The organism is Natronococcus roseus, assembly GCF_043677095.1.
GTDB lineage: Archaea > Halobacteriota > Halobacteria > Halobacteriales > Natrialbaceae > Natronococcus > Natronococcus roseus.
This window is the reverse complement of the sequence record NZ_JBHLJR010000005.1, coordinates 367,280-380,836: the sequence shown is the minus strand read 5'-3', so window position 1 is coordinate 380,836 and position 13,557 is coordinate 367,280. Positions and strand designations below refer to the sequence as shown.

The following is a 13,557-nucleotide window of genomic DNA, read 5'->3' as shown; positions in this document are numbered from 1 at the left end:
ACCAGTGATCACAGCAACATTTACCCCCCGAACCCGTGGCAAGTACTGTGGAGACAGATACCAAATGTCAATGAACGCTGTCGTCTATCAGGGACCGCACGAGGTAGCCGTCGAGGAAGTCGACGAGCCGGAGATCCAGCATCCGAACGACGTGATGGTCGACATCACGACGACCTGTATCTGCGGGTCGGACCTCCACATGTACGAGGGCCGAACCGCAGCCGAGGAGGGGATCGTTTTCGGCCACGAGAATATGGGGATCGTCAGCGAGGTCGGCGACGCCGTCTCGACCCTCGAGGAGGGCGACCGCGTCGTCATGCCCTTTAACGTCGCCTGTGGCTTCTGTCAGAACTGCGAGGACGGCTACACGGGCTTCTGTACGAACGTCAACCCGGGCTTTGCCGGCGGCGCCTACGGCTACGTCGCGATGGGGCCGTACAAGGGCGGCCAGGCCGAGAAACTTCGGGTCCCGTACGCCGACTTCAACGCCCTGAAACTGCCCGAGGGAGACGAACACGAGGACTCGTTCGCCTTGCTCGCCGACATCTTCCCGACGGGGTGGCACGGCACCCGACTGGCGGACCTCCAGCCCGGCGAGTCGATCGCCATCTACGGCGCCGGCCCCGTCGGTCTGATGGCCGCCTACAGCGCGAAGATCCAGGGTGCCTCGGAGATCTACGTCGTCGATCGGGTGCCGAGCCGCCTCGAGATGGCGGAAGACCACTGCGACGCTCACGCGATCAACTTCGAGGAGGGCGACCCCGTCGACCAGATCGTTGAGGCACACGGCGACCAGGTCGACAAGGGCGTCGACGCCGTCGGCTACCAGGCGATCGACCCCGAGACGGATCCGGGGGACGACGCCTACGACCCCGCCCGCGAGAACCCCGCGGTCGTGCTCAACCAGCTGATCCAGACCGTGCGGCCGACGGGACAGCTTGGCATCCCGGGACTGTACGTCCCCTCCGATCCCGGCGGACCCGACGAGATGGCCCAGCAGGGCCGACTCGGTATCGACTTCGGGAAGCTCTTCGAGAAAGGTCACAAGTTCGGTACCGGCCAGTGTAACGTCAAGCAGTACAACCGCCAGCTCCGCGACATGATCATCGAGGGGCGGGCCGACCCCAGCTGGGTCGTCTCCCACCGGGTCGACCTCGAGGAGGCCCCCGAAATGTACGAGCGCTTCGACGACCGCGAGGAGGGCGTCATCAAGGTCCTGCTCGAGCCCTGAAGCCGACGGTCGCCGACGATTTTTGCGCGATCTCCGCCCGAGAGCGTGCCGGCTACGGAGTTTTACCGCTTCGCTGCCTACCCCAGTTGTTCATGCAGTACGCCGACCTCGTCGAGTCCTATCGCCGCATCGACGCGACCGCCTCGACCGACGAGAAGACCGCGATCGTCGCCGAAACGCTCGCGGACGCAGCGACCGACGAGCTCGAGATGCTCCTGCCGCTGTTTCGCGGGAAGGTAACGCCGGCGTACGAGGGGGCCGATCTCGGTATCTCCTCGAGTCTCACCCTAGAGGCGATCCGCAAGGCGACCGGCGTCGCCGAATCCGAGATCCGAACGACGTGGCGCGAGACCGGGGACCTCGGCACTGCCGCCGCCGAAGCCGTCGCAAACCAGACCCAGCAGACGCTGTTTTCGGCCGAGCTGACCGTCGGATCGGTCTTCGAGACGCTGCGGGACCTCCTCGAGTACGAGGGCGAGGGCAGCCAACAGCGCCGTATCGACGCCGTCGCGAAGCTGCTCTCGAACGCCGAGCCCGAGGAGGCGCGCTACGTCGTTCGCACCGTTCTGGGCCATCTCCGGATCGGCATCGGCGAGGGGACGATCCGGGACGCACTCGCTCGGGCCGAACTCGACGGGAGCGACGAGGCGACCGACGCCGTCGAGTACGCCTACCAGCTCACGAACGACTACCCGCTGGTCGCCCGAACGGCCCGCGAGTCGGGCGTCGACGGCCTCCGTGACCTCGAGATCGAGCTGTTCCGGCCGCTGCAGGTGATGCTCGCCGATTCGGCCGACAGCGTCGAGGACGGGATCGACGCGGTTGCGACGAGCGACGGGCCGCTGCTGGCCGAGTACAAGTACGACGGCGTCAGGGTTCAGATCCACAAGGACGGCGACGAGGTGCGGGCGTTCACCCGGCGTCTCGAGGAGATCACCGAGCAGTTTCCCGACGTCGTCGAGAGCGTCCGTACGCGCGTGGCCGCCGAGCGCTGCATCCTCGAGGGCGAGATCGTCGGCTACGATCCCGACGCCGGGGCGCTGACGCCGTTCCAGGAGCTCTCGACCCGGATCACACGCGAACACGATATCGAGGCGGCAGCCGAGGAGACGCCGGTCGTCGTCTACCTCTTCGACCTGCTCTCGCTCGAGGGCGAGTCGCTGCTCGAGGAATCGCTCGAGGAGCGCCTCGCTCGCCTCGATTCCGTCCTCGAGCCCGAGGAGTGGGCGATCGAACCGGCACAGCACGTTCGCTTCGATCGCGCGGATCCCGAGCCGGCCCGCGAGCTCTACGCGGACGCCCTCGCCGCCGGCCACGAGGGGCTGATGTGCAAGAACCTCGAGGTTCCGTACCAGCCGGGTCGGCGCGTCGGCTACATGCTGAAGGTCAAGCCGACGATGGAGCCCCTCGACGTCGTCGTCACCCGCGGAAAGTACAGCGAGGGCCGCCGAAAGGGCAAACTCGGTCGGCTCTACCTCGCCTGTCGCGACGCCGAACGCGACGAACTCAGCGAGGTCGGCCGGCTGGCGACGGGGTACACCGACGACCAGCTCGCCGCCCTCACCGACGCGCTCGAGCCGCTGATCACCGGGACCGACGGCCGCGACGTGAGGGTTCGTCCGGAGGTCGTCCTCGAGGTCGAGTACGAGGAGATCCAGTCCTCGCCGACGTACGACTCGGGCTACGCGCTGCGGTTCCCCCGATTCGTGCGCCGGCGGGAGGATCTCTCGGTGTCGGACGTCGACACGCTCGAGCGGGTCGAGACGCTGTTCGAGACGCAGTAGCGACTCGTCATCCCTCGACCGAGACTGTTTCACTTTCACTACGGTTGGCGACGGTTTATCCGACCGTCGCCCGTTACTACGAGACGTCCCAGTTCGACGGCAAACGACCGGTCCCGACGCGGAATTCGGGATTACTGTATCGCCGGACCGAGTGGCAACGCTCGCGCCCACTACGTCCGCAACGCCCCATCACGAGTCGTCGACGACGGCGACCGAAGGACCGCCGATGCCGTGATCTCACACCTCAAAATGAACGAGTTCGACCCCAATCCGACCGACCGTATCGACACCGCCGCTCCGAACCGCCGCCCGCTCGCGGGCCGCGAAACGCGGGTCCACGACGACCATCCGTTCGGAGCTGAGCGCTATAGTAACAACTGAAACGGTTTGCACACCGATCGCACAGCAGTCGTGCGATCGGGTGCGCACTGACTTTCAGTGGCTACTATAGTGTCCGACCTCGGCATCGTTCTGATCGTCGTCGGCCTCTGTCTGATGCTCGCGTCCGGACTGCTCGCGCCGGTTATTAGATCCGGCTTCGCGCACGGCTCCGGAGGCGTCGACCGGTGACCGTCGGCTGGTGTTCGCCGCTCGGCGGCCCTCGCTACGACGGACCGGGGGTCGGCGAAACAGCACGCGAGGACCGCCGTCTCGAGGGTCGTGACCGAGAGCCGTCGACGAATCGAAGACACGTTGTGGATGTGGACGTCGCGACCGAGTGCAAGCACGCCGCCCATCATCGTCTCGGCCGTACTGCGGAATAGCACATGCGTCGAGTTCGCCTCGGAGACGGGATCCGGTTCGATCTGACGAACGGCGAGACCGTCGTCTGCGACGGCGAGCGCTCGAGCGACGGGATTCGCGTGCTGAGTCACGCCCACGGCGATCACCTCTACCGGGAGGATCCTGGGGCGGTGATCTGTTCGGACGTGACGGCGGCGCTCGCGCGGACTCGACGCGAGGACACCCCGCTCGAGCGGACGACCCACTCCGCCGTCGACCTTCACGACGCCGGCCACGTCCCCGGCTCGCGCGCGACTCACATCACGGACCCGGACGGGACGACCTACTGTTACACCGGCGACTGCTCGACGCGAGACCGGTTCTACCTCGAGGGGTTCGATCCCGACGCCGTCGACGCCGACGTGCTCGTGATCGAGGCGACCTACGGCGAGCCGGAGTACGTCCTGCCGCCCCAGGAGACCGTCGAGGCCGAGATCGTCGACTGGCTCGAGGACACCGCAGATCGTCCGGTGCTCCTGTTCGGGTACACGCTCGGCCGGGCCCAGGAACTGCAGCTTTTGGTGAATCGATCCTCGCGGGATCGGCTGTTCGTCACGCGGGCGACCGAGCGGATCAACGCGGTCGTCGAGGAGCACTACGACGTCGACTTCGATACACGGCGCTACCGCGACGAGACGGAACTCGGCGCCGACGACGCGCTGGTCCGCGACGCCGACGCGATCAAGGCCGGGTTTTCCGGGTGGGCGATCAACGACAGCTTCCGGTACCGCGGCGACTACGACGTGACGTTCCCGCTGTCCGACCACTGCGATTTCACCGAACTCGTCGACGTCGTTCGCGGCGTCGACCCCGACGTGGTCTACACTCAGCACGGCTCCGCCGCGGCGCTCGCGACCCACCTCGAGACGGTCGAGGGCTACGAGGCGTACCCGCTGGTCCGCAACCAGCGCTCGCTCGGTGACTTCTGAGTCGGTCGGAAAGCTGACGTCGGTCTCGGACGCTACCGCCGGAGCCAGACTCGCGGATGGTCCTCGCGGAGGTGGTCCTGGTACCGTTCGATCAGGGCGGGGTAGGCGTCGTCGACGGCGTGCCACTCGCAGTGCTCGCAGGTTCGCTCGACGACGTCGGTCGTGCTGGCGACGTAGGCGCCGTTTCGCTTCGTGTTCATTGTCGGTGATCCGGCGGCGGGCCGTCGGATACCCGCCCTCGACGACGCACCGTCATGGGTCTGTTGGATCGAGAGCCGTTTTCAGTGCCGTTGATACGTCTTCACGCCGACAACGGAAAGGCGTATGTCGGCGTCGGTACTACCCGTCACCGTGTGCAAGTACTGTAACTACTCGTTCACCGACGGCTGGGGCCAGCTGCTCGAGTACGACGACGTCTACCAGAACGCCCTCCCCGAGTCGGTGACGACCCAGTCGACACACGGGTTTCACGAGTCCTGGGACGAGCTCAGCGACGAGCTCGAGTCATAGCGGGAACGGGTCGGCCCAGCTCTCGGCCCCGTCGCGTTCGTCCGGATCGACCAGCATCGCCTCGAGCTCCTCGCGAATCCGCTCCTCGCCCATCTCGCGGCCGATGAACACGAGCTGCGTTCGCCGGTCGTCGTCGGGTCGCCACTCGCCGATCGGTCCCGCCTGCACCGCGGGACCGGCCTGACTGAGCCCGATCACCTCCTCGCGGCCGGCGACGTGACAGACCCCCTTCGCGCGGATGATCGAGCCGTCCCACTCCTCGAGCCACTCGCCGAGCTCGTCGGGTCGGAACGGGTCGTCGGCCCGGAAGACGAACGAGGAGACGCCATGGAGGTCGGCGGCGGAGTGGCCAGGGCCGTGCTCGTGACTCCCGTGACCGTGACCTTCGCCGCGCAGCTCGCGTTTCCACCCCTGCGAGCGCTTCGCGTCCTCGAAGTCGAACCTCCCCGTCCCCAGCACGAGGTCGGGATCGATCTCGGAATACGTCGTTCGCACCCGTTCGGCCCGCGGCTGAAGCCGATCGACGACGGTTTCGATCTCCTCGAGGACGTCGTCGGGAACCATGTCGGTCTTGTTCAACAGGAGGACGTCACAGAACTCGATTCCCTCGACAAGCACCTCACTCAGTGGCCGCTCCTCGTCGGGTTGGGCACCCTCGGGGAGCGTCGCGCCCGCGTCGAACTCCTTCCAGAAACCGTAGGTGTCGAGGACGGTGACCATCGTATCGAGGCGAAACTGCTCAGTCGGATCGATCTCGCTTTCCTCGGTGCCCTCGAGAAAGACCCGCGCCACCGGAATCGGTTCGCTGATCCCCGACGATTCGACCAGCAGGTAGTCGAACTCGCGGCTCTCGGCGAGCCGGCGGGCCTCCTCGAGCAGGTCGCCCTGCAGCCGACAACAGATACAGCCGTTCGAGAGGTCGATCACCCCCTCCTCCTCGTTCTCGCGGGCGATCAGGTCCGCATCGATGTTCACCTCGCCCATGTCGTTGACGATCACCGCGATCTCGTGCCCCGCCTCGTTCGTGAGCAGGTGGTTGACGAGCGTCGTCTTGCCGGCTCCGAGATAGCCGCTGACGATCGTTACCGGGATCCGATCGTCGTCTGGTCCTGTCATAGCGTACCGTACAGCACGGAAGCCGGCTACTAAACGCCCTTGGGTCGGGCTCGGTCCGATCCGACTGCCGTCGCGATTTCGGCACGTATCGAGACGAGGAACGACACACTGTCGTATATTCGGAAGAACGGAACCCGACGGCACCTACTGAGTTTACCCGAGTGCTCCGGAGGGATCTGGCGGCCCCGGTTGTCGACACGTACGCGAGGGTACCGCCCGTTTCGTCACCGCGGGACGACGTACTGCTAATATAACTGTTCTTTATGCTCGGCGTCGCGTGCTGTGGTATGCAACCGTCCGTCCGTACGACGCAGGACAGCACTCGAAACACACAGCAACCGGGCGGGAGCGCCGTGCCGATCGGTCGGGAGGACTGCGATGGGCGATAACTGCCTGTCGGCCGTCGGCGACCGCGTCCTCCTCGGTCGCCTCGACCACCCGCGAACCGATCGGGCTCGACGAATCGCCGTCGTCGGCGACCCACACGTCGCGACTCGAGCGTCGGGGACCTACCGCGTCTTTCACCGGACCGAGCAGCGACTTCGGGCCGTGATCGACGACGTCAACGATCGGGACGTCGATCTCGTGGTGTTCCCCGGCGATCTCACGAAGGACGGCGAGCCGTGGAACTACGACCGGATCGACGTCCTCCTCGAGGACCTTACGGTACCCTTTCTGGCGACGCCGGGCAACCACGACCTCCGGAAGCAGGGAGACGACCACCGCTGTCCGTCGACGGCGACGTTCGCGGAACGGTACGCCGGGGGGTCGCTTCCGGCCCGCTACGATCTCGACGGGCTCAATCTCTTCGTCCTGAACAGCGCAGCCGGCCGGAACGGGCCGTACACCGAGACCCACCGCGGTCGGATCTCCGACGACCAGCTCGAGTGGCTCGACGAGGGGCTTCGGGACGCGTCGACGCCCGTCGTCGTCTGCCATCACAACCCGATCCCGCTGGTCAGCGAACCGCTCTGTGAGACCGACACCTGGAAGTGGTTCACGATGAGCGAACGGGATCGATTCCAGTCGATCCTCGAGACCCACGGTGTCGGACTCGTCGTCTCCGGTCACCACCACCTGCCGTCGCTCGTGAAACGCGGTGGCGTCCGACAGCTCATCGCCCCGGCGGTTGCCTCCTACCCGCAGGCGTACTGTCTGCTCGAGATCGATGCGACCGGGACGAACGTCTGGCTGATCTCTCACGCCGACGAGACGGGGCGGGACGAGGCCTACCGGCTCATGACCGAAGGGCCGGCGTTTCGCCGGACGCTGCTGGGGATCACCGAGACGACGATCCAGGATGCACCGATGCTGTACGAGCCGCCGCGGATCGCCGGGGCGCCGCTGACGGACTGATCGCTGCGAACGCGGATCAACTCGAGTCCGTCGTCCGTGTCTGTACGCTACGGCCGTCGAGGAAGTGTTTCGGGATGGGGCCCGCACCGAACGAGGGACGACTCTCCGCCGAGACCCCTCACGCGTCGATCGTCGACTCGGCCATCACGTCGACGACGTTGCCGGCGATCGCGGCCGTTCGACGAACGCTCTCGAGAGCCGTTCCGTAGGCGTACGCGTCCGGATCGGTACTCTCGCGGAGCGTCGCGTCCAGTTCGTCGACCGTCTCGGAGACCTCGTCGACAGTTGCCGTCACGTGTCCGATCTCCCCGGCGAGTGCGAGTTCGAGCGCTCGTCGCGCGTTCGCCCCCGCGAGCTCGAGCGGATTCCCGACGTCCTCGATCAGCGGCCCGGACTGCTGTACGGCGACGCTCGCGATCCGCTCGGCGTGGTCGGCGACGCGTTCGAGCTGTCGGGCGATTCGATAGTCGCGAAACGCCGAGGTCCGGTCGGTGCCGAGCCGGTTGATCTCGTGGACGTCCTCGAGCCCGCGGTGAAAGCCCCGGCTCACGAACGCGAACAGCCGGTCGACCTCGTCGTCCCGATCGATCACTCGGCGGGCGAGTTCCTCGTCGTTCCGGGTCAGCGCATCGAGGGCGTCGGCGTGCATCTCGAGGGCGAGCTGCCGCGTCTGGAGGAGGGTCTGTGGCAGCGAGACGTCGTCGACGTCGAGCAGGTCCTGGACGACGAGTCGGTCGCCGGTATCCTCGAGGATCTCGACGCCGACGAGACGCCCGACCGTCCGGTCGAGGTCGCGTCGCCGCTCGGGATCGAGTCCGTCGGAACCGACGACGGTGATCCGATCGCAGCCGACGGCGTACGCCGCGCGGACGCGTCGAACGATCGTCTCGTCGCCGACTGCCGTCGCGTCGATCGTCGCACACCGATCCTGGTCCGGGATCGACTCGGCGGAGGCGACGACGCGATCCTCGTGGGGATACAGGTGCATCGACATCCCCGACTCGAGGTCCTGTTCGAGCGCCCACTCCTTGGGCAGCGAGACGACGAACGTGGAGTTGCCGGCCAGCTGGACCTTCCGTTCGACGGGGTCCCAGCCGGTCGTCGATCGATACTGGCTCATCAGTAGATCAGTTCGTCGTCGTTGTCGACCATGTACAGCGTTCGCGCGGCGATGTTGACCGCGTGGTCGCCGACGCGCTCGAGGTCCCGGATCGTCAACAGCGTCCGGGAGACGTCCTCGAGCAGCGACTCGTCGCCGACCTCCGTCGCGAGGAGATCCTCGACGACGAGCTCACTCGCCCGCTTACAGCGCGCGTCGACCTCGTCGTCGGTCGCCGCGACGTCGTACGTCGACGGGGCGTCGTCGGTCGTGTAGGCCTCGACGGCGTCCTCGACCATCCCGACCGTCTGCTCGCCGATCGCCGAGATATCGATATCCGGATACCGGCTCCCCTGGCCGCGGTCGGCGTACTCGGCGATGTTTACGGCGAGGTCGCCGATCCGCTCGAGATCGGTGATGATCTTGAACGACGCGGCGATAAATCGCAGATCTCCCGCAACGGGCTGTTGGAGCGCGATCAGCTCGATGCAGCGTTGCTCGAGCTCGAGGTACAGCTCGTTGAGCTCGTGGTCGCCCTCGATGACGTTCTCGGCGAGGTTGGCGTCCCGCCGTTCGTAGGCCTCGAGCGCCCGCCGGAGACGGTGGCAGGCGAGGTCGGACATCTCAACGACGTTCGTGCGAAGCGCCTCGAGCTGGCGCTGGTAATCCGTTCGTGACATGGTTAGCCGAACTTGCCGGTGATGTAGTCTTCGACCCGTTCGTCCGCCGGATCCTCGAAGATCGTCGCGGTGTCGTCGAACTCGACGAGCTCCCCGCCGGTGAGGAAGACGGCCGTCTTATCGGAGATGCGGGCCGCCTGTTGCATGTTGTGGGTGACGATGATGACGGTGTACTCCTCGACGAGTTCGTCGATGAGGTCCTCGACTTTCGACGCGGCGACGGGATCGAGCGCCGACGTCGGTTCGTCCATCAGGAGAACTTCCGGGTCCGGAGCGATCGCGCGAGCGATACAGAGCCGTTGTTGCTGGCCGCCGGAGAGGTCGAGCCCGCTCGAGTCGAGCTGGTCGTTCACCTCGTCCCAGAGGGCTGCACCGCGCAGCGCTTGCTCGACGCGCTCGTCGACGTCCTCGGTCTTTCCCTGGACGTTCAGCCCGTAGGCCACGTTGTCCCGGATCGATTTCGGGAAGGGATTCGGCTTCTGGAAGACCATCCCGATCTTCCGGCGCAGCGCGACGGGATCGACGTCGTCGTCGTAGACGTTCTTGTCGTGGAAGTCGAGTTCGCCGCTGACGCGACAGGCGTCGATCTGGTCGTTCATCCGGTTGACACACCGAAGGAACGTCGACTTTCCACAGCCGGAGGGACCAATGATCGCGGTCACCTGCCGTTCGGGAATCTCGATATCGATTCCGTCTAAGGCCTGCTCGTCGCCGTAGTAGACGTCGAGATCGGTGGCCTCGACGACGGTTTCGTTGGCCGTCATCTGCTCGTGAGTTCTGTCAACCGATACCTCCGTCGAGATCAGTGACTCGGTGTCGCTCGTGGTGTTGCTTGCCATGTTAGTAGCTCCGTTCGTATCGGTTTCGCACGAAGAACGCGACGCCGTACATCGCGAGGAGGATCGTCATCAGCACGGCGATCCCCATCGCGGCGAGGTACTGCAGTTCGATCTCGGGCAGGAACGCCCACTCGTAGATCTGGGTCGGCATCGCACCGAAGCGGTCGAACGGACCGGGGTAGTGTCGCATCCCCCAGACGGTTCCGACCATGAGCAGTGGTGCCGTCTCGCCGATCGCTCGAGCGAGCGCCAGAATCGTTCCGGTGACGATGCCGGGCATCGCCGATGGGAGGACGACGCCGCGAACCGTCTGCCACGGGGTCGCTCCCGTCGCTAGCGAGCCGTTTCGCATGCCGTCCGGCACGGCACGGAGGGCCTCCTGGCTCGCGACGATAACGATCGGCGTCACGAGCAACGCGAGTGCCAGCGCACCGGCGATCAGGATCGGTCCCAGCCGCATCGCGTTCACGAAGACGCCCAGCGCCAACAGCCCGTAGACGACCGAGGGAACGCCGGCGAGGTTGGTCAGGTTCGCCTCGATCAGCCGCGTGGTTCGGGTATCGGGCGCGTACTCCTCCAGGTAGACGGCGGTTCCGACGCCGAGGAAGAACGAGAAGAACAACGTGAACACGAGCAGCCACGCCGACCCGATCATCGCACCGAGGAAGCCGGCGTTAGCCCAGTCGCTCGAGCCCGCCTGAGTGAGGAACGTCCCGATATCGATTTCGAAGACGACGACGCCGATCAGCGTGTCGAGGACGACGTCGGCGATGAGCAAGGCGAGCATAACCACGCCGAACAGCGACGCGCCGACGAGGGTGATGTGGAAGAGTCGATTCTTCCGTTTCACCCAGCGCAGATCGACGTCGCTCATCCACTCGCGGACGTTCCCTCGTTCGGTGTCGGTACTCATCGGTACTCCTCCCGGTAGCTTCGTTTCACGTAGTCGTTTACGAGGTTCGCTGCGAGCGTCATGATGAACAACGCCAGACCGACCGCGAACAGGGACTGGTACTCGACCGATCCGACAAGCATCGTCGACCGGGTCGAGTCGACCATGAACGCGGTCATCGTCTGGATCTCGGCGAACGGGTTCGCGGTCAGTCGCGGCGTGACGCCCGCCGCGAGCGCGACGGCCATCGTTTCGCCGATGGCTCGAGACACCGCGAGAATGTACGACGCCATCACGCCCGAGATCGACGCCGGCAATACGACGCTCGTCGAGACCGTGTACTTCGATGCGCCGAGCGCGTACGCCCCGTTTCGTAACTCGTCGGGAACCGACGACATCGCGTCCTCGGAGATCGACGCGACCATCGGAATCGTCATGATGCCGACGACGATCGCTCCCGAAAGTGCGCTGAATCGGCCGACGTCCTGTCCGAGTGCAGCCGCGAGCGGTCCGACGATGTTCGGGGTAATGAACGTCAGCGCGAAGAATCCGTAGACGATCGTCGGCACGCCGGCTAGCACCTCGAGCGTCGGCTTGAGGTACTTACGGGTCCCCGGCCGAGCGTACTCCGAGAGGTACAGCGCCGTCGCGGTTCCGATCGGGATCGAGACGAACGCCGCGCCGACGGTGATCAGCAGCGTTCCGGCGACCAGCGGCAGGACGCCGAAGCGCGGATCGTCAGCGTGGGACGGTCGCCACTCCGTGTCGAGCAGGAACTCGGTGATCGCGACGCGCTGTTCCGGAACGAGGCTGAACTCGGTTACGAGGCCGACGAGCCACTCGTGAAAGCGCACGTCGTAGAAGAAGTGAAACGCGTTGTCGAACAGGACGGCGAAGATCGCCACCGTCGTCAACACGGTGACACTCGTACACCCGAACAGGAGTCGGCGAACGCGGCGGTTTCGACGCCTGTCGGCGTCGGCACCGTCGTCGATGATCTCCGAATCCGGGCCTGTTTCTGTGCTCATTCTGACTCAGGTAGTTACTCGTCGGCTTCGTCCCCGTCGTCGGCGTCCTCGACGTCGAACTCTTCCTCGCCGGGCTCGCCGCCCAGTTCCTGGAAGTAGCCGACGCCGCCCCAGCCGAAGGCGTACTGATTGTCGGCGATCCCCTCCATGATCGAGTCGGTGTGGGTGTGGGCGCTGTAGTCCGTCCGGATGGAGCCGACCTCGCCGTTGATCTCCTCGGTGAAGTAGTCGAAGGTCCCCGAGTCGCTGTCGCGGCCCCAGAGTTCGATCTCCTCGTCGGGGTAGTCGTCGTCGAGGTCGCTCCACATGTCGACGTCGGACTCGTACTGCCAGATCGCGTGGAGCTCGTCGAGCGAGACTTCCTCCATCCAGTCGTTTTCGCCGTGTTTGACGACCGAGAGTCCGTCCCAGCCGATCTCGTAGGAGCTGTACTCGACGCCGTTTTCCTCGGCGAGCTCCGCCTCCTCGTCCATGATCTCGCGGCTCGCGCTCTGGACGTCGGAGTCGCCCTCCGCGAACGCCTCGAACCCCGCACCGGTCCCCTCGGGATCGACGTAGATGTTCGCGTCGGGGTACTCCGCTTCGAAGGATTCGCCCGCTGCGTCCGTTACCGGTGCGACGGTGTTGCTGCCCGAGCAGTCGATGTCGTCGTCGACCGCGTCCCCGTCGGGTTCGATACCGAGGTCGTCGAGGACGGCCTGGAACTCCTCTTTGTTCTCGTCGCGGACCTCGTCCGTCGCCGCGTAGTATCCGGTGTCGCGGGAGAAGTCGTGTTGCCCCTCGAAGTAGTGCTGTACGAACGCCGCGAGCGTATCCGGCTTCTCTTCTAAGCTCGCGTGGTTCACGTAGATAAACAGCGGGCGCGTCAGCGGCGAGTAGACGCCGCTCTCGATGTTGTCCTCTGTCGGGTGGTAGTACTCGCCGTCCTCGTCGCTCTCGACGGCGACCGTCGCGATCGTCGCGTCGGTTTCCGCCGCATCCTCGAGAAACGCCGTACACCCCGCGAGGCTCGCGAGCCCTGCCGCACCCGCGCCGGCCAGGAACGTTCGTCGCGATTTACCCCCGATTCGCTCGGTTGCGGACTGTTTGTCCGTCATCAGGTAGACGATCCGATGGAACGTATAAAGACGATGCTAATATCTATATAGCACAGCGAGTACCTCAATAGAGCACTCTATAGCCGAGCATAGATCGCCGTCGATGTTCACCGTCTTACCCCGAGACTACGACCTCGCACAGAATAGCCCCACAACCGCTCTAACTGCCTTCCCGGACGGAGCGATCGGCGACTAAATCGGTGGCCCTCGGAC

Annotated in this window: 14 protein-coding genes; 6 read left to right on the top strand and 8 right to left on the bottom strand. The window is 65.5% G+C overall.

Going from position 1 to position 13,557, the window contains the following annotated elements:
* Positions 1 to 70 precede the first annotated feature (70 nt).
* The 4 genes from ACFEMD_RS15940 to ACFEMD_RS15925 all read left to right on the top strand — a co-directional run bounded on the left by ACFEMD_RS15940 (position 71) and on the right by ACFEMD_RS15925 (position 4,727).
* Positions 71 to 1,231: a glutathione-independent formaldehyde dehydrogenase gene (locus tag ACFEMD_RS15940; protein ID WP_394742258.1), complete on the top strand. Its 1,161-nt coding sequence runs from the start codon at positions 71 to 73 to the stop codon at positions 1,229 to 1,231.
* A 92-nt stretch (positions 1,232 to 1,323) separates the two neighbouring features.
* Positions 1,324 to 3,015 carry an ATP-dependent DNA ligase gene (locus ACFEMD_RS15935; protein WP_394742161.1) on the top strand — a complete coding sequence of 564 codons (1,692 nt, stop codon included), beginning with the start codon at positions 1,324 to 1,326 and terminating at the stop codon, positions 3,013 to 3,015.
* 438 nt (positions 3,016 to 3,453) lie between these two features.
* Positions 3,454 to 3,585, top strand: coding sequence for a hypothetical protein (locus ACFEMD_RS15930; protein WP_394742159.1), 132 nt, complete (start codon positions 3,454 to 3,456; stop codon positions 3,583 to 3,585).
* Positions 3,586 to 3,782: 197 nt separating this feature from the next.
* Positions 3,783 to 4,727 (top strand): MBL fold metallo-hydrolase, encoded by a 945-nt coding sequence (locus tag ACFEMD_RS15925; protein ID WP_394742157.1) that lies wholly within the window; start codon positions 3,783 to 3,785, stop codon positions 4,725 to 4,727.
* A gap of 32 nt (positions 4,728 to 4,759) precedes the next feature.
* Here the strand turns inward: ACFEMD_RS15925 and ACFEMD_RS15920 are convergent, their stop codons facing one another.
* On the bottom strand, positions 4,760 to 4,927 hold the full coding sequence (locus ACFEMD_RS15920) for a hypothetical protein (protein WP_394742156.1): 168 nt from the start codon (positions 4,925 to 4,927) through the stop codon (positions 4,760 to 4,762).
* Positions 4,928 to 5,078: 151 nt separating this feature from the next.
* Between ACFEMD_RS15920 and ACFEMD_RS15915 the strand changes: the two genes are divergently transcribed.
* Positions 5,079 to 5,237, top strand: a complete 159-nt coding sequence (locus ACFEMD_RS15915) for a hypothetical protein (RefSeq protein ID WP_169331752.1) — start codon at positions 5,079 to 5,081, stop codon at positions 5,235 to 5,237.
* On the opposite strand, the gene ACFEMD_RS15910 is transcribed toward ACFEMD_RS15915, so the two are convergent.
* Positions 5,232 to 6,353 (bottom strand): CobW family GTP-binding protein, encoded by a 1,122-nt coding sequence (locus tag ACFEMD_RS15910; RefSeq protein WP_394742154.1) that lies wholly within the window; start codon positions 6,351 to 6,353, stop codon positions 5,232 to 5,234. The two genes, ACFEMD_RS15915 and ACFEMD_RS15910, sit on opposite strands and share 6 nt — an antisense overlap.
* 378 nt (positions 6,354 to 6,731) lie before the next feature.
* Between ACFEMD_RS15910 and ACFEMD_RS15905 the strand changes: the two genes are divergently transcribed.
* Positions 6,732 to 7,709: a metallophosphoesterase family protein gene (locus ACFEMD_RS15905; protein WP_394742152.1), complete on the top strand. Its 978-nt coding sequence runs from the start codon at positions 6,732 to 6,734 to the stop codon at positions 7,707 to 7,709.
* A gap of 118 nt (positions 7,710 to 7,827) precedes the next feature.
* On the opposite strand, the gene ACFEMD_RS15900 is transcribed toward ACFEMD_RS15905, so the two are convergent.
* Genes ACFEMD_RS15900 through ACFEMD_RS15875 form a run of 6 tightly spaced genes read right to left on the bottom strand, consistent with a single transcriptional unit; the run spans position 7,828 to position 13,344 of the window.
* A complete protein-coding gene (locus ACFEMD_RS15900) occupies positions 7,828 to 8,829 on the bottom strand; it encodes a PhoU domain-containing protein (RefSeq protein ID WP_394742149.1) in 1,002 nt (333 codons plus the stop codon).
* A complete protein-coding gene (gene phoU, locus ACFEMD_RS15895; protein WP_394742148.1) occupies positions 8,829 to 9,488 on the bottom strand; it encodes a phosphate signaling complex protein PhoU in 660 nt (219 codons plus the stop codon). The genes ACFEMD_RS15900 and phoU overlap by 1 nt, the downstream gene beginning before the upstream one ends.
* 2 nt (positions 9,489 to 9,490) lie before the next feature.
* Positions 9,491 to 10,327, bottom strand: a complete 837-nt coding sequence (gene pstB, locus ACFEMD_RS15890; protein ID WP_394742146.1) for a phosphate ABC transporter ATP-binding protein PstB — start codon at positions 10,325 to 10,327, stop codon at positions 9,491 to 9,493.
* 1 nt (position 10,328) lies between these two features.
* Positions 10,329 to 11,240, bottom strand: coding sequence for a phosphate ABC transporter permease PstA (gene pstA, locus ACFEMD_RS15885; protein WP_394742145.1), 912 nt, complete (start codon positions 11,238 to 11,240; stop codon positions 10,329 to 10,331).
* The gene (pstC, locus tag ACFEMD_RS15880) at positions 11,237 to 12,247 is read right to left on the bottom strand and encodes a phosphate ABC transporter permease subunit PstC (protein WP_394742144.1); all 1,011 of its coding nucleotides are present in this window, start codon (positions 12,245 to 12,247) and stop codon (positions 11,237 to 11,239) included. Before pstC ends, pstA begins: the two co-directional genes overlap by 4 nt.
* A 14-nt stretch (positions 12,248 to 12,261) precedes the next feature.
* A complete protein-coding gene (locus ACFEMD_RS15875; RefSeq protein WP_394742143.1) occupies positions 12,262 to 13,344 on the bottom strand; it encodes a substrate-binding domain-containing protein in 1,083 nt (360 codons plus the stop codon).
* Positions 13,345 to 13,557: the final 213 nt, after the last annotated feature.

What these genes read in the sequence shown, in the direction of transcription:
- ACFEMD_RS15935 (WP_394742161.1), top strand. Translation starts at nt 1,324, where the DNA reads ATGCAGTACGCCGACCTCGTCGAGTCCTATCGCCGCATCGACGCGACC.
- pstB (WP_394742146.1), bottom strand. Translation starts at nt 10,327, where the DNA reads ATGGCAAGCAACACCACGAGCGACACCGAGTCACTGATCTCGACGGAG.
- ACFEMD_RS15875 (WP_394742143.1), bottom strand. Translation starts at nt 13,344, where the DNA reads ATGACGGACAAACAGTCCGCAACCGAGCGAATCGGGGGTAAATCGCGA.
- phoU (WP_394742148.1), bottom strand. Translation starts at nt 9,488, where the DNA reads ATGTCACGAACGGATTACCAGCGCCAGCTCGAGGCGCTTCGCACGAAC.
- pstC (WP_394742144.1), bottom strand. Translation starts at nt 12,247, where the DNA reads ATGAGCACAGAAACAGGCCCGGATTCGGAGATCATCGACGACGGTGCC.
- ACFEMD_RS15910 (WP_394742154.1), bottom strand. Translation starts at nt 6,353, where the DNA reads ATGACAGGACCAGACGACGATCGGATCCCGGTAACGATCGTCAGCGGC.
- ACFEMD_RS15920 (WP_394742156.1), bottom strand. Translation starts at nt 4,927, where the DNA reads ATGAACACGAAGCGAAACGGCGCCTACGTCGCCAGCACGACCGACGTC.
- ACFEMD_RS15940 (WP_394742258.1), top strand. Translation starts at nt 71, where the DNA reads ATGAACGCTGTCGTCTATCAGGGACCGCACGAGGTAGCCGTCGAGGAA.
- ACFEMD_RS15900 (WP_394742149.1), bottom strand. Translation starts at nt 8,829, where the DNA reads ATGAGCCAGTATCGATCGACGACCGGCTGGGACCCCGTCGAACGGAAG.
- ACFEMD_RS15905 (WP_394742152.1), top strand. Translation starts at nt 6,732, where the DNA reads ATGGGCGATAACTGCCTGTCGGCCGTCGGCGACCGCGTCCTCCTCGGT.
- pstA (WP_394742145.1), bottom strand. Translation starts at nt 11,240, where the DNA reads ATGAGTACCGACACCGAACGAGGGAACGTCCGCGAGTGGATGAGCGAC.
- ACFEMD_RS15925 (WP_394742157.1), top strand. Translation starts at nt 3,783, where the DNA reads ATGCGTCGAGTTCGCCTCGGAGACGGGATCCGGTTCGATCTGACGAAC.